Origin of the sequence: Thermoleophilum album, from assembly GCF_028867705.1 — a bacterium.
In the GTDB taxonomy this organism is placed as follows: Bacteria; Actinomycetota; Thermoleophilia; order Solirubrobacterales; family Thermoleophilaceae; genus Thermoleophilum.
The window spans coordinates 831,113-848,473 of sequence record NZ_CP066171.1 but is presented as its reverse complement, the minus strand read 5'-3'; the positions used below and the strand labels follow the sequence as shown (position 1 = coordinate 848,473).

General features: G+C 71.4%; 13 protein-coding genes. 6 read left to right on the top strand and 7 right to left on the bottom strand.

What is annotated here, in order from left to right; genetic code table 11:
• Positions 1-4 precede the first annotated feature (4 nt).
• Positions 5-964, bottom strand: coding sequence for a lysylphosphatidylglycerol synthase transmembrane domain-containing protein (locus JDY09_RS03925; protein ID WP_274717741.1), 960 nt, complete (start codon positions 962-964; stop codon positions 5-7).
• Positions 965-1,412: 448 nt separating this feature from the next.
• Between JDY09_RS03925 and JDY09_RS03920 the strand changes: the two genes are divergently transcribed.
• Positions 1,413-3,689 carry a glycoside hydrolase family 2 protein gene (locus tag JDY09_RS03920; RefSeq protein WP_274717740.1) on the top strand — a complete coding sequence of 759 codons (2,277 nt, stop codon included), beginning with the start codon at positions 1,413-1,415 and terminating at the stop codon, positions 3,687-3,689.
• Between the two features lie 36 nt (positions 3,690-3,725).
• The gene (locus tag JDY09_RS03915) at positions 3,726-4,097 is read left to right on the top strand and encodes a hypothetical protein (protein WP_274717739.1); all 372 of its coding nucleotides are present in this window, start codon (positions 3,726-3,728) and stop codon (positions 4,095-4,097) included.
• Positions 4,098-4,141: 44 nt separating this feature from the next.
• On the opposite strand, the gene JDY09_RS03910 is transcribed toward JDY09_RS03915, so the two are convergent.
• The 3 genes from JDY09_RS03910 to JDY09_RS03900 all read right to left on the bottom strand — a co-directional run bounded on the left by JDY09_RS03910 (position 4,142) and on the right by JDY09_RS03900 (position 8,107).
• Entirely contained in the window at positions 4,142-6,307 is a 2,166-nt protein-coding gene (locus JDY09_RS03910; RefSeq protein ID WP_274717738.1) for a sulfatase-like hydrolase/transferase, read from the bottom strand.
• Positions 6,307-7,803 carry a class I SAM-dependent methyltransferase gene (locus JDY09_RS03905; protein ID WP_274717736.1) on the bottom strand — a complete coding sequence of 499 codons (1,497 nt, stop codon included), beginning with the start codon at positions 7,801-7,803 and terminating at the stop codon, positions 6,307-6,309. The genes JDY09_RS03910 and JDY09_RS03905 overlap by 1 nt, the downstream gene beginning before the upstream one ends.
• Positions 7,804-7,900: 97 nt before the next feature.
• Positions 7,901-8,107: a hypothetical protein gene (locus JDY09_RS03900; protein WP_274717735.1), complete on the bottom strand. Its 207-nt coding sequence runs from the start codon at positions 8,105-8,107 to the stop codon at positions 7,901-7,903.
• Positions 8,108-8,255: 148 nt separating this feature from the next.
• Between JDY09_RS03900 and JDY09_RS03895 the strand changes: the two genes are divergently transcribed.
• Genes JDY09_RS03895 through JDY09_RS03885 form a run of 3 tightly spaced genes read left to right on the top strand, consistent with a single transcriptional unit; the run spans position 8,256 to position 11,428 of the window.
• Complete coding sequence (locus JDY09_RS03895; RefSeq protein ID WP_274717733.1) at positions 8,256-9,344, top strand: glycosyltransferase family 2 protein; 1,089 nt, start codon at positions 8,256-8,258, stop codon at positions 9,342-9,344.
• A gap of 3 nt (positions 9,345-9,347) precedes the next feature.
• Complete coding sequence (locus JDY09_RS03890; RefSeq protein WP_274717732.1) at positions 9,348-9,980, top strand: class I SAM-dependent methyltransferase; 633 nt, start codon at positions 9,348-9,350, stop codon at positions 9,978-9,980.
• A gap of 8 nt (positions 9,981-9,988) precedes the next feature.
• Positions 9,989-11,428: a lipopolysaccharide biosynthesis protein gene (locus JDY09_RS03885; protein WP_274717730.1), complete on the top strand. Its 1,440-nt coding sequence runs from the start codon at positions 9,989-9,991 to the stop codon at positions 11,426-11,428.
• A 239-nt stretch (positions 11,429-11,667) separates the two neighbouring features.
• On the opposite strand, the gene fmt is transcribed toward JDY09_RS03885, so the two are convergent.
• Positions 11,668-12,642: a methionyl-tRNA formyltransferase gene (gene fmt, locus JDY09_RS03880; protein ID WP_274717728.1), complete on the bottom strand. Its 975-nt coding sequence runs from the start codon at positions 12,640-12,642 to the stop codon at positions 11,668-11,670.
• 110 nt (positions 12,643-12,752) lie between these two features.
• Between fmt and aceB the strand changes: the two genes are divergently transcribed.
• Positions 12,753-14,366 (top strand): malate synthase A, encoded by a 1,614-nt coding sequence (gene aceB / locus JDY09_RS03875; protein ID WP_274717727.1) that lies wholly within the window; start codon positions 12,753-12,755, stop codon positions 14,364-14,366.
• Here aceB and def read toward each other — a convergent pair.
• Together def and priA are read right to left on the bottom strand one after the other, a co-directional pair.
• Positions 14,339-15,001, bottom strand: a complete 663-nt coding sequence (gene def, locus JDY09_RS03870) for a peptide deformylase (protein ID WP_274717726.1) — start codon at positions 14,999-15,001, stop codon at positions 14,339-14,341. The genes aceB and def overlap by 28 nt on opposite strands.
• A gap of 53 nt (positions 15,002-15,054) precedes the next feature.
• Positions 15,055-17,247 carry a replication restart helicase PriA gene (gene priA / locus JDY09_RS03865; RefSeq protein WP_274717725.1) on the bottom strand — a complete coding sequence of 731 codons (2,193 nt, stop codon included), beginning with the start codon at positions 17,245-17,247 and terminating at the stop codon, positions 15,055-15,057.
• Positions 17,248-17,361 lie beyond the last annotated feature (114 nt).

The following is a 17,361-nucleotide window of genomic DNA, read 5'->3' as shown; positions in this document are numbered from 1 at the left end:
CAGCTCAAGCCTTCGACGCCTCGACCCGCAGGGCGGCGCGCAGCGCCGCCCAGCCGCCGTAGCGCGCCACCAGCACAACGAGCCCGACGAGCGTGATCGGCACGAACAGCACGAACCGCAAGAGCACCAGGTACGACAGCGCGAGCCCGGCAGTGCCGCCGACGGCTTTTACGCCGAATAAGACCGCCGCGTCGAAGGTACCGACGTAGCCGGGAGCGGCGGGGAGCATCGCGAACAGGTTGGTGATCGCGACGATGTACAGCGAATCGATGGGATCGATGCCGAGCCCCACAGCTTCCGCTACGGCGAAGTACACGCTGGCCTCGAGCGCCCAGATAGCGAGCGAGGCGAAAAAGGGCGTGATCCCCTGCGGTCCCACCAGGGCGCGGGGCGCTTGCGCCAGCGGCCGCACGACCTCGCGGACGCGCCCGAGCGCCGGGTGCCGGCGCACGAGCTGCAGCGCTGCGATCGCCAGCGCGACCAGGACGATCCCGGCGCCTGCGACTACCAGCGGCCGCTCGCTCGGCAGGCGCGCGCCGTGCAGCAGCCCGTACGCGACGACGACCAGGATCACCCCGAGCGCCAGCGCGTCGAGGACGCGCTCGCACACCACCGTTCCGAGCAGCTGCCTCTTTCCCGCCGCCGAGCGCCGCGACAAAAGCACCACCCGCAACATCTCGCCGGCGCGCGCCGGGAGCACGTTGTTGCCCATGTAGCCGACGAGCGTCAGGCCGACGACATCGCGCCGCCGCGCCTCGAGGCCGCTCACGGCGATGATCCGCTGCCAGCGCTCGGCGCGCAAGAGCGTCGCGACGGCGTAGATCGCAAGCGCCGCGACGAGCCACGCGAGCGCCCCGGCCGAGTGCGGGAACTGGGGTGCCTCCTGGCGCGACGCCCACCACACGACGGCGGCGAGGGCCGTGACCGAGATTGCTATTTGCAGGAACGCGAAGCGTCTGTTCATCGCCGGAAGAGAGCCGAGCGACGCCTGCTCGGACCTTGAACGAGAGCGCCGAGCGGAACGCGGGCACGTCCCGCACGTCCGCGCTATGCGCTGGCACGGTAGCAGTGTCACTCTGCGAGCGCGAGTCCTGGTCGTGAGCGAGCGCGAAACCTGGTCGTGCGAATCCTGGTCGCGCGTGAGCTGGCGCCCGGGTCGCTCTCGCCAATATGCGCTCCCGACGCACCGGCCCAAGGACAGTCCGACGAGACGTGCGCCGCGACCGCCCCTGACCGGCGCACGTTGCGAAGCGACCGGCTAGCCTGCGCCGCGACCGCGACCACGAACGCGCCGAGCGCTTCGCGTCGTGCCCTGCCGCGCCACCAGCGGCTGCCGGGACGCGGCGCGGAGCCGGGCGCAGCGCTTCGCCGAGCGGCGTGTTCGTGCATTCGCCACGAGTTGGTTCCAAGCCGTGCCTGTGCAGTCGCTCGACAGAGACGCTCGTCCCACGGCGCCGCGCCACGCGAAAGCAGCGGCGACAAGCCTCGGCCCGCCCGCGCGCCGCTCGCTGCGGGCTGCGCCGATCGCGCGGGGAATCGCGCTGCTTGCGGTCCTAGGCGCAGCCACCATCGCTGCCCTCGACCCCGCCGCTAGCGCAGCGTCGCGATCGAGCGCGCCGGGCCGCGACCTCTACTCGGTCGACGCGCGCGCCGCGCAGACGGGGGCCGCGCCGGCGCCGCAGCCGCAGCCGGGCGAAGGCGAGGGCGACGGCTCGTCCGGCACACCGCCCACGCGCTGCGTCCCGGTCCCGCTCCCGGCGACGCAGCCGCAGGCCACGCCGCCGCTCGTCGTCGACGTGCCGACGCGCGGCGTGCCGGAGCGCAACGGGCCGACCGGGCGGCTCTTGCTCGGCGGCCGCTGGTACTTCCAGCTCGACGAGGAGCGCACCGGCGAAGCGCGCGGCCTGCCGACCCAGACCACGCTCGACGGCTGGCAAGCCGTGACCGTGCCGCACGTCTGGAACGCCACCGACACCGTCCGCAATCGCAGCGGCTGGGGCTGGTACCGGAAGGAGTTTCGCCTTCCCCGCACGGCCGATGCCACCGAGCGTCCGACGCTCTGGCGACTGCGCTTCCTCGGCGTGCGCGAACGCGCCACCGTGTGGCTCAACGGTCGCAAGCTCGGCGAGCACAGCGGCGGATACACACCGTTCGAGCTCGATGCGCGGGGACTCGATCCGCGCGCCACCAACCGGTTGGTGGTGCGCGCGTCGACGATGCGCGGCCCCTACGACCTCTCGCACAGCCGTTTCGAGACGAACGCGTGTCGCTACGGGCGCGGCGGCTGGTGGAACTTCGGCGGGATAGCCCGCGAGGTCGAGATCCGCCCTGTCTACGGGATCGATATCGAGCGCGTCAGCGCCCTGCCGGAGCTGCGCTGCCCGACGTGCAGCGCCACCTTCCGCGTGCGTGCCGTCGTCCGCAATGCGACCGCTCGCGCCCTGCGCGTCGTCATCGCCGCGAGCGCTCGCGATCCGCGCCGCCGTCCGGCCGGGAGCAGCTCGCTCGCGCTCACCATCGCGCCTGCCGGGCGCGCTGCGGTGACGCTGCCGCTTCGCATCGGACGTCCCGTGCTCTGGCAGCCACGGCGACCGGCGCTCTACCGGCTCCTTCTCAGCGCCACCGGCGAGGAGGCCACACGGCTCCGGGACCAGGACCGCGACAGCGAGTCGACGCGCAGCCCAAGTTCTACGCGCCCGCGCTACCGCGCCAGTTACGTGCTCTACAGCGGTGTGCGCCTGATCGAGGTCCGCCCCGGCGGCGTGCTGCTCTTGAACGGCCGGCCGGTGCGGCTCGTTGGGGCCAGCTTCCACGAGGACGACCCCAAGCTCGGCGCGGCTCTCGGTCCCCGCGAGCGCCGCTGGATCGTCGACCGCTTGCGCGATCTCGGGGCGACGATCACGCGCTCGCACTATCCCCCCCACCCGGCGATCCTCGAGGCGCTCGATCGCGCCGGCATCCTCTACTGGGCGCAGCCGCCCGTCTACCAGCTCACCAACGGCGCTCTCAACTTGCGCTCGGTTCGTGTCGCCGCACAGCGCAGCGTGCGGCAGATGGTCGACGCCGAGATCAACAACCCGTCGGTCATCGCCTGGTCGCTCGGCAACGAGTTCGCTCTCGGCGACAACCGTTACGCCGGCACCGTCGGTCCGGGTTACGAGCTTTACCTGCGCGCAACCGCGCGGCTTGTGCGCGAGCTCGACCCCACACGACTCGTGACGATCGACCGCGCCGCGCCGCTCGACCCAACACGGGTCTGGCACCCGGCGTTCGACGAGCTGGACGCGATCGGCGTCAACGAGTACTTCGGCTGGTACAGCGGCCGCACCGAGGACCTCAACACGATCCTCGGGCAGTTCCACCTGGCGTATCCCGACAAACCGATCTTCGTGACCGAGTTCGGTGCCGAGGCGACGCATGACGGGCCGGCCGACACGAAAGGCACGTTCGCCTTCCAGACCCGCTTCCTGCTCGACCACCTGGCGATCCACGAGCGTCGCCCGTGGGTGGCGGCGTCGATCGTGTGGATCTTGCGCGACTTCCGCGTCACCCCGCTGTGGCGCGGGGGAAACCCGAACCGCCCGACCCCGCCGTGGAACAACAAGGGCCTGATCGACGAAACCGGTACGCCGAAACCTGCCTACTGGGAGCTGCGCAAGCGCTTCCGCGCCACCGCGCCGTTCCGCTGACCGCACGCTTCCGCGCAAGCCACTAGCCTGCCTGCGGTGCGTCGACACGCTGCAAGCTCGCTCGCTGTCACCGCCGCCCTCGGTGCCGCGCTGCTCGCTGGCTGCTCCTCCGGTGCCGCCACCGGTGGCGGTGGCCCCAACCCCAACGACAAGCGCGGGCAAGCGCTCGCTTGCCTCACCGCGAAGCGCTTGCCGGCGCGCGCCGTGGGCGAGCGCGAGATCGTCGTCGGCGGGGGGCCGGGCGCGCCGCGGATCCGCTACTTCACGACCAGCGGCGAAGCCGAAGCGCTGCAGTTCGAAGGCGGGGCCGAGGGCGCGGAACAGATCGGTAACGCTCTCCTCTGGGTGAAACGCGGCAGCGACAAACTCCTCGACGAGATCGAGAGCTGCTTGAACGAGGTCCCGTAAAGCGACCGCTGCGGTCGCTCTCGCAGCGTCGTCGACGCGCGGCGCTAGGGTGCGCGCCCGATCAGCGCAAGTTCGGTGCCCGCGCCGTTACCCCGCACCTCGTACAGCGCGACGTCGTTGCGGCCGCGCCGGAACACCCACCAGGGAACCACGATCGAGAAGTTCTCGCCCTGGTCGCGCACCAGGTGGAACGTGCGCCCGACGCCGACGATCGTCCCGTTCACCGCGACGGCGACGTCGCGGGTGGCGCCGCGCGGCGAGCCCTCGATCCAGCCTGTCACCCACACCGGCACAGTCGTCGAGCGCGGATCGACGTTGCGGTACTCACCGGCCTCGACGAAGCGTGCCCGCACGCCGTGCGCGACGGTCGTGCGCAGCGTCGCCACCGAGCGGCGCAACAGGTCGGTTCGCGGTCCGATCTCGAAGATCCGCCACGGCCCTTCGGCGCCGTCGCCGAACAGCGCTAGCTGGCGCGCGAGCAGCGCCCGCTTGCGGCTCTGCCAGTCCGCCGCCGAGAAGACGATCGGACGGAAGCTGCCACGTTCGAAAATGCGCACCCGTCGTCGCGCGCGCACGGCGGGGCTCGAGGCGGGCTTGCCGTCCATGCGCACGCGCGGATCGACGCCGAGCACGTGGAGGATCGTGGGCAGGATGTCGACCGTCTCGACGTACGCGTCGTCGATCCGCCCGCGCCGCTGGAAAGGCGCCTTGAGCAGGAAAGGCACTGCTCCGACCGCGGCCGCGTTGCGCCGCGTCAGGCGCCGGCGGTCGTAGGCGCCGACATCGAACGCGACGCCGTGATCGGCGGCGATCGCGATCAGCGCCCGGTCGTACAGACCTTCGCGCTTCAGGTGGCGGATGAGGCGCCCGATCAGGTAGTCCGCGAACCCGACCTGCAAGAGGTGGCGCTGCCAGAGAACAGCGACCTGGCCGGGGTCGCGGTAGGCGTAGCGGTTGATGCCGGGGATCGGATCGCTCGCCACCCGTCGGTACTGCTGCCCGGTCGGCAGGTACTGCCACGGGATGTGCGGCAGCAGCGTGTGCTTGAAGTTGAGCGACGGCCGCGAGCCCGGGCGGATGCGCGCGACCCACTCGAGGAAACGGTGGTTGCGGTTTGCGTTGAGGTTGGCACGGGTGTTGGGCCGCTCGCCGGCACCGACGGTGGCGCGGCGGCTCGATTCGGCCCCTTCGCCGGCGCCGAAGTTGCCCCATGTTTGCGACACCGACGGCAACCGGTCCTCGGCGTGCGCAGGCGCGACCACGTGTGCCCAAACGAGCGCCAGGTCGCCGACGATCGAGCGCATCCGCTCGGCGAACGGCTCCTCGGTGCGCTCGTCACGGCAGAGACTGGTCGGACAGACGCTGGTCGCCTCCTCCGAGACGTTCATCGTGTACGTGCGCCCGAGCAGCGTGAAGATGCTGTTGGGATGGTCGGACGCGGTCGGAAGCGTGTCCTTGCGCGGATAGTTGCCGTCCATGATCGCCGGCTGGGCACGCTCGGTCGAGTCGTACACGGTGTAGGTGTTGCGGTACCAGGTGGCGTCACGCGCGAGGGCTGCGAAGTTCGGATAGCGGCGGGCGTCGATGCGGCCGTTGCGGTCGAGAAGCGACGCGACGGGAAACTCGTCGAAGAGAACAACGACCACCGGCGCGCGCGGTACCCCGCCTACTGCACGCGCACTCGCCTCGCTCGGGAAGACGAGTTTCGACACCGGCGAGAAAACGAGCAGCAGCGCCAGAAACAGAGCCGGCGCGAAAGCCAGCGCCGAGACGAAGGAGCGCACCGCTCGAGCGCGCACGTACAGCGCCGCCACAGCCACGCCGAGTGCGAGCGCCACAGCAACGTGCACGCCGTCGCTCAGCGTCCCGACGCGCTTAAGCGTCGGCGACACGATCAAGGCGACGAGCACCACGACGCTCGCAAGGTGCACGGCCCGACCGGCCCGTCGCGAGGCGACAGTGACGATCGCTTCGAGCGCCACAAGCAGGAGCGGCGGCACGAGCACCCACCCGAGCGCGAAGGTGACGATGTCGAGCGGCGGCGATCCGCGAGCGGCGAAAAACTCGGGGTTTTCGCGCAATAGGTCGAAGAGCGGCCCGGCGAAAGCGAGCGACGACAAAGCGAGAAGCCGCAGGAAGGAAGCGAACAGCGCGCGTGCACGCGTGCGACCGCCCTCCTCGTTCGTGTTCGGCGCTGCCGCTCGCTCCATCAGCCGCCGGCGCGCGTGCCCGACGCCGCGGCGGCCGAGCCAGCGCCCGAGCCGCGCGGATACGCGTGGTAGAGAATGCGCGTTCCCGACGGCAGCTCGACGGACTTGCGAATTTCGAACAGCTCGCGCAGCTCGCGTTCGAAACGCTCGCGCTCGTAGTCGGGGTGAAGCCCGGCACGCTTGCCGGCCAGCAGTTTCTGCACCATCGGATCGTCGCGCGTCGGGAACTCGATCACGAGCTCGCTGCCGAGGCTGTGCAGCCAGTCGAGGAACTCGCGCACCGGGACGTTGGCGCTGATCGCGATGTGGTGGATCAGCGCGAGCGCTAGCACGAGGTCGGGCCGCCCGCGCTCCCACAACGGACGCCGCTCGGCGCCGCGCCAGCCGAGCCCTGGCGAGGGGTCGGCGAGGTTCATCACGAGCGGCAGGATGCGATCGTTGCCTTCTTCGCGCAGATCCCGGTAGAGCAGCTCGACGGGACCCTGGTCGGCGTCGACGGCGACCACGTAGTCGGCGTGGCGCGCGGCGATGCGTGCGTAGCGACCGTTGTTGCAGCCCAGGTCCCAGACCAGGCGCCGGCGCGCACCCGCCGCGGCCTCTTCGACGAACTGCTCCTTGAGGCGAGTGTCTTCGTCGCTGTAGGTGTTGCGCTCGCCGTACGACACCCACACTCCCGACGCCGGCTGCCAACGCAGGCGTTCGACGAGCTTGCGCATCTTGCGCACGTTGGCGTCGAGCAGGCGGCGCTGCAGCGCGGGATCGGCGAGCTGGCGACTGAGGCTCGAGCGGATCTCGCCGGCGCGGTCGGCGTAGCGCTGTTGCAGGCGGGCGTGCAGCGTCACGTGGGTGAACACGCCTCGCCGCAGACGGTCGCGCAGCGGCAAGAGTGCGCGCATCGCGAACGGGTCGATGCCGTCGATCTGACCGCGCAACAGCGGCTGGTAGTCGACACCCCGCAGTGCTTGCAGAAGCAGCGGGTACAGGAACAACATGCAGAACTGGCGGTAAGCGGTCCAAGTCTCGCCCGGACGCAGACGCTCGAACGACCCGACGTCGACGAACGTCGCCCGCGCCCCGACGAACTGGACGTTGTAAGGCGAGGCGTCCTTGAGAACGAGGGCCTCGGCGAGCGCGTCGCGCAAGAGATCGAGCTGCAGCAGGGCAGCGTCCTTGAGCATCGAGAAGGGCCACTCGTACGGATACGAGACGAACGGCACGCGCTCGTGCCGCAAAACCGCGGCCGGCTCCTTTACAAGTGGCAGGTCGAGCGCCCGCCAGTCGTCGACGCGCTCGGTGCGGACGATCCTGCCCTCCGCTTGCGCGCGCGCGAAGAGAGCGCTCTGCGCCAACGCCTCGAAATCAGCTAGCCCCTCGGCGCTGAGCGCACGCAGCACCTCGCCGTCGGCGTAAAAGACACGGCTTTCGGGGTCGCGGAAAGAGCCGCTGTCGAGGCGCGCAGCGGCTAGCTCAGGTCGTCGGATGTCTTCTGCGGGCATCTGCCGGATTCGCGACTAGCGGCAGCGTGCGGCGGCTGCACCGCTGCCGACACACCGTCGCGAGCTTTCGGGCTCGCGCGACCGTCAGGACGGGACCTTAAGCGCCGGTCTCCGCTCGCTGCTTGGCGGCGTTGCTCTGGTCCGTCGGGTTGCGGTCCTCGTCGGGCTTGCGGATGCGTAGCAGTACGAGCAGGCGGTGCCAGTACATGCGGATCGTGACCGCCACCGCGGCGAGACCGCCGGCGATGATCGTCAAGATCTGCCCACCGCTCGAAGGATCGATGTAAGCGATCAGTTCGTGCATGCGCTTCTCCGTTCTCCCGGTCGCGAGACTTTAGACTCCGCAGCGCACTCCGGTCGAGCGCGCGCTTGCCCGCCTTCCGGGCAAGCTACCCACCCGGGCGCTCAGGGGTCAAACGTCGCTACAGGCTAACGACCAGCGCCCCGGCAAGATGAAGCTGATCATCCAAATCCCCTGTTACAACGAGGAGCACACGCTGCCGTTGACGCTGCGCGAGCTGCCGCGCGAGGTCCCGGGCTTCGACCGTGTCGAGTGGCTTGTCATCGACGACGGGTCGACTGATCGAACGGTCGAGGTGGCGCGCGCCCACGGCGTCGATCACATCGTGCGCCTCACGCGCAACAAGGGCCTCGCGACCGCGTTCCAAGCCGGCCTCGACGCCTGCCTGAAGCTCGGCGCCGACGTGATCGTCAACACCGACGCCGACAACCAGTACTGCGCCGCCGACATTCCGAAGCTGGTCGAACCGATCCTGCGCGGCGAGGCCGACATGGTGATCGGCGACCGCCAGGTCGACTCCATCGAACACTTCTCTCCGCTGAAGAAGCGTCTGCAGCGGCTCGGCAGCGCGGTGGTGCGCCGCGCCTCGGGTACGACCGTGCCCGACACCACGTCCGGGTTCCGCGCCTACACGCGCGAAGCGGCGCTGCAGGTGCAGGTCGTCTCGCGCTTCACCTACACGCTCGAGACGATCATCCAAGCGGGCAAGATGGCGATCGCGCTCGACCACGTCCCGATCAGGACGAACCCCAAGACGCGCGAGTCGCGCCTCTTTCCGTCGATGTGGGCGTACGTGCGGCGTAGCGCGGCGGCGATCTTGCGCGTTTACACGCTCTACGAGCCGTTGCGGGCGTTCATGATCGCGGCCGCGGCGGTCGCGCTGGTGGCGCTCGTGATCTGGGCGCGCTTCCTCTACTTCTTCGCTATCGGCGAGGGCAGCGGCCACGTCCAGTCGCTGATCCTCGGCGCGACCCTCTTCATCGTCGCCACGCAGCTCGCCGCCCTCGGCGTGATCGGCGACGTCCTAGCCGGGATGCGTGTGCTCCAGCAGCGCACGCTCGAACGCGTTCGCCGGCTGGAGCTGAAGCTCGGGGTTCCGCCGTCGAACTACGAACCGGGTGCCGCGCCGGCTGACGACTCCGAGCAGCGCGACCCCGCTAACCGGCAGGCGGTCGCTCCTGGCGTGGCGGCCGCGCAAGCAGCAGCTCGCAGTGCGAGCGACCACAGCGGAGAGGCGTGAGCGATGGGACAGGCACGATCGCACACAGCCATCGAAACGGCGGTCCCGACCGGCAACACGTTCGACAAGTACGGCTCACGCAACCCGCTGGTGCGGAGGCTGATGGAGCGCTTCGAGCGCGACCTCGACGCGCTCTTGCGCCGTGCGGCGCCGAGCTCCCTCGTCGATGTCGGCTGCGGCGAGGGGATCGTCAGCGAGCGCATCGCGCGCGTGCACCGCTGCCGCGTCGTCGGGCTCGATCTCGACGACCCGAAACTCAAGGCGCACTGGCGCAAGCGCAGCGCGCCGAACCTCGAGTTCGTGGTCGGCGACGGCGGCGCGCTCCCCTTCGCCGACGACGAGTTCGACTGCGCGAGCGCGATCGAGGTGCTCGAACACGTACCCGACCCGGAGGCGACGCTGGCCGAGATGGCGCGCGTCGCCCAGCGGTACCTCGTCTGCTCGGTGCCGCGCGAACCGCTGTGGCGTGCGCTGAACGTCGCGCGCGGCGCCTACCTCCGCGACCTGGGCAACACCCCGGGGCACATCAACCACTGGTCGAAACGCGGCTTCGTCGCGCTGCTGTCGCGTTTCGGCACGGTCGAAGAGGTGCGCACACCGCTGCCTTGGACGATGGCGCTCGTGCGCCTGAGCTGAACGGCGCCGTGAATAGGCGTTCGGCGGCGGGCGCAGCCCCGCCCAGCGGCAGGACAAGCGGCGGCGAACGTAGCGCAGACAAGAGCGGAGCCAGCTACGGCCGCGGGGCGGCGGTTCTCTCGGTCGGGATCGGCACCACCGGCCTCGTCACCTTCGGGTACTTCGCGCTCGCGAGCCACGCCCTCCCCGCCGGCGAGTACGGCGGCATCGCGCTGCTTTGGTCTCTGGTGTTCATCGTCGCGTCGGTGATCTGGCGCCCCGTCGAGCAGTTTCTGTCGCGCTCGATCGCCGATGCCGACGCGCGGGGCGTGCCAGCCAGCGCGCACCTGCGGTCGGCCGCCGCGATCCAGATCGGGCTCGCGGCCGCCTTTACGGCGCTCGCCTGGGCGTTGCGTACGCCGCTCGAAGACCATGTTCTCGGCGGGCGCTCGGCCCTTTACTGGATACTCGTCGGGACGGTGCTCGCCTACGCGGCGAGCTACTTCGCCCGTGGCTTTCTTGCCGGGCACGGGCGCTTCGGCCTCTACGGCGGGCTCGTGCTGATCGAAGCCACCACGCGCTGTCTCTTCGCTGTCGCAGCGGTTGTCGGTCTGACGCACGGACAGACTGCGGTGGCGCTCGGCATGGTGGCAGCGCCGCTCGTGTCGCTCGCCGTCGTTCCGTGGGGACTGCCGCGACTGGCTCCCTACCGCCCCGCGAACGCGCCACACAGTTCCGGCGGAGGCGCACCAGCGAGCGGCGCGCGCGAGCTCGCGAGCGGGTTGCGTCAGGGCGGGACGTTCGCCGGAGCGGTGATCGTGATCATGGCCTGCGAGCAGACGTTCCTGAACGCAGGCCCGCTGCTCGTCAAGGTCACCGACGGCACGGCAGGGGCAGCGCTCGCCGGCCAGGCGTTCAACGTGCTTCTGATCGCGCGCGCGCCGCTCCAGCTTTTCCAGGCCGTGCAGACCTCGATCCTCCCCCACCTCACGCGGCTGCGGGCGGCGGGCGAGCGCGACTCCTTTCGCCGCAGTGTCGGCGTGACGGTCGCAGCGATCGCTGTTTTCGCCTCGTGCGTGGCGCTCGCGATGGCGGTCGCCGGGCCGACGCTGATGCGGCTTCTGTTCGGATCGGGCGGCTACGAACGGCTGCCGCTAGTGGTTATGGCGCTCGGCATGGGGGTGTACCTGTCGGCGGCAACGCTCAACCAAGCCGCGCTCGCCGAGGGGCGTGCGGCGGCGGCGGCCGCGTGCTGGCTGACCGGGCTGGCAGCGTTCGTGACAGGGCTCCTCGTGCCGATCGTCGATGACCGCGTGCTGCACGTCGCGAGCGCCTACAGCCTCGGCGCCGCCGTCCTATGCGTGCTGCTGGCGCGGCTGGTGGTGCAGCGTCGCTCGCCCGCCAGGGGCTCAGACAGGCTGGAGCATCGACTGCCCGCAGCTCGGGCAGGCGACGTCGGCCGTAGCTGACATGCGCGCGATCGTCGAGTGGGCCCCGCACGCCGGACACGCCGAACTCAGCTGAAAGCGGCGCAGACAGGCGACGCAGCGGTAGCGCCCAGCGAGGTTCGTGCCGTGCAGCGCGCCGGCACCGCAGGACGGACAGCGCGGGGCGCCCGGCAGGCGGTCGGTGCGAGCGCCGGGCGCGAGCGGTTCCCTTGTTTGGCCGTCGGGCGGCGGCGATCCGGGGGTGCCGTGACCGCTGGCACTCACGCCGTCACCTCCACACGCGGCACGGTGCGCCCGTGCCCGCGCAGGAACTCCGCCGCCGAGAGCGCCCTGCGTCCTGGCGCTTTCACGCGCTGAAGCTCGAGCAGCCCATCGACGGCGACGAAAAACAGGCGCTCGCCGCTTGCGACGAGCGACCCGGGCTGCGCGCCGCTCGGCGCCCCGGGCAGAGCGCGCGCCGCGAGCACGCCGAGACGCTGCTGCGAGCGCTTGCCGTCTACGGCTGGTCGCTCGCCGCCATCTGCCTCTTCGTCCACGCTGGCGAGCGCGACGTAGCAGCCGATGTGCGGCGAGAACGCCCGCACGCGCCGTTCGAGCCGTTCGCAGCCGAGCGCCGGGTCGAGGCGGCGCTCCTCTCTCTCGATCCGGGGCGCGTAGGTGACACCGTAGGCGGGCTGGGGCCGTGCGGGTGGGCGCAGATCGAGCGCGCGGACGAGGAGATCGCCGGCGAGCGGCGCGATGCGAGCCGAGAGGCTGCCCCAATCGTCGCTTGCGAGGATCGGCTCGGCGGCTTGCAACACCACCGGCCCGGCGTCGAGCTCGCGCGCCGTGAGCATGATCGAAACCCCGGTCACAGGATCGCCCGCCTCGAGCGCGCGTTCGAGCGGCGCCGCGCCGCGCCAGCGTGGAAGCAACGAGGGGTGGACGTTCAACACCTCCCAGCGAGCGAGCAGTTCGTCCCCCAGGAGCGCACCGTAGGCACACATGCACAGCACCTGCGGTTGCTCGTCCGCAATCTTCGCAAGCGCGTCGGACGCGTTGACGTTCTCGGGCTGGTAGACCGGAATCCCTAGCGTGCGCGCCGCGTGCGCGACGGGTGGGGACTCGAGCCGCTGACCACGGCCCCGCGGCCGGTCGGGACGAGTCACGACCAGGGTCGGGCGGTGGGCGCTCGCAGCCAGGCGTTCCAGCACCGCTGCGGCGAGCTCGGAGGTGCCGAGGAAAACCGTTCGCACAGCCGCCAGCGTAGTGCGACGAACCGCGCACGCCCGTGCCTCGGGGGGCGCCTTGCGTCGAACAAGGACTCCCGGACGTGGCGCGGGGACAGCAATTAATGTTGCGCGCCGTGCCGGAACAGCCGACGAGGGTCGAGATCCGCGCTCCTCGCGGCGCTCGCGACGGCGACGTGCTCACCCCGCGGGCGTTGCGGCTCGTGGAGCGCCTGCACGACGAGCTCGAGAGCGAGCGGCGCCGCCTCTTGGCGGCGCGACGCGAGCGGCAAGAGCGGCTCGACGCTGGCGAGCTCTTCGACTTTCTGCCGGCGACAGCGGACCTGCGCCAGGGCGAGTGGTCGGTGCCGGAGCCGCCCGCCGACCTACGCGATCGCCGCGTCGAGATAACCGGCCCGCCCGACCGCAAGATGGTGATCAACGCGCTCAACTCGGGCGCAAGCTGCTTCATGGCCGACTTCGAGGACGCCACCGCACCGACCTGGCGCAACATCGTCGAGGGTCACGCCAACGTCCTCGACGCCGTGCGGCGCACGATCACCTTCGTGGCACCGGACGGCCGCAGCTACCACCTGCGCGAGGATCCCGCGACGTTGCTCGTGCGCGTCCGCGGGCTGCACCTGCCCGAGCGGCATCTCGCTTGGGCCAGAGAACCCGTGGCAGGCGCGTTCGTCGACGCCGCGCTGTTTCTCGCCAACTGTGCCGACGAGCTGCTAGCGCTGGGAAGCGGTCCCTACCTCTATCTGCCGAAGCTCGAATCCCATCGCGAGGCGCGGCTTTGGAACGAGGCGTTGCGCTTGTGCGAGGACGAGCTCGGGCTCGAGCGCGGCACGGTGCGCGTCACGGTGCTGATCGAAACGCTGCCGGCGGCGTTCGAGATGGACGAGATCCTCTGGGAGTTGCGCGAGCGCGCGCTCGGCCTGAACGCCGGACGGTGGGACTACATCTTCTCGGCGATCAAGCGCCTGCGCGCGCACCGCTGGGCGCTCTTGCCCGACCGCAGCGAGGTGACGATGACGGTTCCCTTCATGCGCGCCTACACCGAGCTGCTCGTGCGCACCTGCCACCGGCGGCGCGCGCAAGCTATCGGCGGCATGGCCGCTGCGATTCCGTCGCGCACCGACGCCGCTGCGCGTGAGCGAGCGCTGGCGGCGGTGGCCGCCGACAAGCGCCGCGAGGCCGACGACGGCTTCGACGGCACCTGGGTGGCCCACCCGGACACGGTGGCCACGGCGCGGGCCGAGTTCGACCGCGTGCTCGGCGAGCGCAGCGACCAACGTCACCGCTTGCGCGAGGATGTTGCGGTCACCGCCGCCGACCTGCTGGCTCTCGACCGCACACCGGGCGAGCGCACCTGGGAGGGGTTGGTGGGAGCGTTCGAGGTCGCTCTCCGCTACGTCGCCACCTGGCTGTCGGGTCGCGGCGCTGTCGCGATCCACGGTCTGATGGAGGATGCCGCCACCGCCGAGATCTGTCGCGCCCAGGTGTGGCAGTGGCTGCGCCACCGCGCCGACCTCGCCGACGGTCGCACGATCGACGCGGCGTTGGCGCGTGGCGCCTTCGATGACGCCTACGAGCTTGCCCGCAAGGGGCTTGAGGCGGCAGCCGACTGGCCGGCACTGGGTCGCCTCGGGGACGCCGCGCGTCTCGTGCGCGAGCTCGTTTTCGCACACGAGCTCGGCGAGTTTCTGACGCTGCCTGGTTACGAGCTGCTGGCCAGCTCACCCTGACCGGCCAACACGCCGCCCCCCTGGTCGCCGCGCGCGGCCGCTGCGCGCTCGCGCAGCTGGCGGATCGCCGCCCGCCGTTGGTCGCGCGGCGCGCGGTCGAGGATCAGAACACCGTCGAGGTGGTCGATCTCGTGCTGGATGACGCGCGCCTCGAGCCCCTCGGCTGCGATCTCGAACGGCTCGCCCGAGAGGTCGCACGCGCGCACCCGAACGGCCAGCGGCCGCTCGACGTCGACGTGAACGCCAGGTAGCGAAAGACAGCCCTCCTCGGCGACCTCGAGCTCTTCGCTGCGCCAAAGGAGCTCGGGGTTGACGAGCACGCGTGGTTCTGCCTCTTCGTCGATCTGGTAGACGACGATACGCAAGGCGAGCCCCGCCTGCGGACCGGCGAGTCCGATGCCGAGAGCGTCGCGCATCAGCGCGATCATCCGCTCGGCCTCGGCTCTAAGGACGTCGTCGAAACGGGCGACCGGGGTGGCGCGCGCGCGCAGGATCGGATCGCCGTACTGACGGATCTCGGCGAGCGCCCGCTCGCGGCGCGCCGCCGTTTCGGGATCGAGCCCGACCGGCTCGCGCACCTCGCCCTCGACCGTCTCTTCGACGGCGATCTCGCGGCTTTCGTCGGCGTCCGTCACGGACGCGAGTGTACGCCGCGACTGGCCCCTCCCGGCGCCCCGTGCATTTCCCGCTAGCAGGGGTCGACGTCTACGGCTACCGCGACGTCGCGGAACGAGCGCCGCGCGACGAGAGCGTCGACCGCCTCCCGCACCGCGCCGATTTCGGCATCGGCCGGCGGCGCGGCTTTCACCACTAGCCGCGCCCGGTACTTGCCGGCGCGCCGAAAGAGGGGCGCCGGGCCCAGCGCCTGCACGCCGCGCTCGGCCAACGCGGCGCGCAGAGCGTCGGCCGCGGCGAGCTCGCGACCCGCCGTGGTGCTATGCAGCTCGAGGTAGACGAGCTCGACGAACGGCGGATAGCCGAGCGTCCGCCGCCACTCGCTCTCCTCGCGCACGAAGCCGGTGCTGTCGTGGTTGGCTGCGTAGCGCAGGGCACGGGCGTTAGGGTCGCGCGCCTGCACGATCACACGACCGCCGCACCCGCCGCGGCCGACGCGTCCGGCGAGCTGGGTGACGAGCTGGAAGACGCGCTCCTGGGCGCGGTAGTCGGGGATCGCCAGCGCCGCATCGGCGGCGACCACCAGCCCTAGCTCGATCCCGGCGAAGTCGTGGCCCTTGGCTACGAGCTGGGTGCCGACCAGCACCCCGGCGTCTGCCGCCTCGAAGCGCGCGAGGAGCTCGTCGCTGGCGCCGGTGGCGGTGTCGGCATCGAGCCGGAACACAGGAAGCGGGGCGACGATCGCTCGGAGCGCCGCTTCGAGCTGTTCGGTGCCGGCACCAGCGAGCGCTAGCGACACCGAGCCGCAGTTGCGACAGCGCCCGCGCAGCGCTTCGGCGTGGCCGCAGTGGTGGCAGCGCAGCGCGCCTTGCGCGCGGTGGTAAACCAGCGCGACGTCGCAGTTCGGGCAGCCGAGCGTCTCGCCGCAGGAGCGACAACTTGCATAGGGCGCGAAACCGCGTCGGTTGAGGAGCACGATCGCCTTGCCGCGGCGGCGCACGAGCTCCTCGAGCGCGTCGACCGCCGTTTGCGTGAGTCGGCCAGGGGCGGGCGCCGCGACGACCTCGACCGGCGGCAGTGCGCTTCCGTCGGCGCGCCGCGACAGCTCGATCCTTCGCCACCGCACGAAGCTGTCGACGCGCGGCGTCGCGCTCCCCGCGAGCAGTAGCGCGCCGCTGCGGCGCGCGAGCTCCTCGGCCGCGCGGCGAGCGTCGTAGCGTGGATCCTGGTCCTGCTTGTAGGCGTCGTCGTGCTCCTCGTCGACAACGACGAGGCCGAGCCGCGCGAGGGGCGCAAACAGCGCTGAGCGCGCGCCGACACAGATCCGTGCGCGCCCGCTACGCAAGCGCTCCCATTCGCCGCGGCGCGCAGCCGCCGAAAGGCCGGAGTGAAGCAACGCGACCGTGTCGCCGAACCGCGCCCGGAAGCGCGCCACCGTCTGCGGCGCGAGGGCGATCTCGGGAACAAGGACGAGCACGTCGCGTCCCTGCTCGAGGCAGCGGGCGGCCGCCCGCAGGTAGACCTCGGTCTTGCCGCTGCCGGTCACGCCGTGCAAGAGCAGCGGCGCCGGCGCCGGCTCGGCGAGAGCGCGCTCGATCGCGGCGAGCGCACGCTCCTGGTCGGCGGTCAGCCGCGAAGCAGCCTCGTGTGCGCGCCCGACCGCGGCCGTGGCCGCGGGTCGCGCGACCGTTCCGCTGCGGCGCACACGGACGAGCCCGCGGCGCTCGAGACGCAGCAAGCTCGGCCGCGCCGGCCGGCCGATGGCGGCGTCGAGCGCTTCGGCGCTTTGCGGCCCTGCGGCTAGCGCCGCGAGCAGCCGTCGTTGGAGCGCACCGAGGGGGGTGGCGACGCCCGCCCCGTCGGCTGCGGCGAGCAGCTCGCTACCAGCGGCAGTGAGCTCGGCGACGATCCGCCGCCGCCGCTCGGCGCCGCCGCCGCGGCCGATGCCGGGGGGCAAGGCGAGAGCGAAGGCACGCGCGGGCGTCGAGCAGTAGCGTGCGGCTAGCCACCGACAGAAGCCGACGAGATGCTCGGGCAGCGCTTCGGCGAGCAGGGCGCGCGGCGAGCGCAGCCGGTCGGCGGGGACAGCGCTCTGGTCGGCGAGCTCGCCGACGACGCCGACCACCTGACGGCGCCCGAGCGGCACGACGAGCAACGCGCCCGGGGTCACCGCTCCCTCGAACTCGTCGTCGACGCGGTAGTCGAGGGGGCCGGCGAGAGCGCGCGTCGTCACGAGCGGCCACACCCTTGCGATCGCCTGCGCCACGGGCGCGGACGCTAAACGGTCGAGCGGCGGCGCTCGCGGGACTCCGAAAAGCGTGAGCGCGCAGGCGCTGGTGCGCTTCCGGACGCCCGGTGACACCTGCCGGGGTTGTCGCAG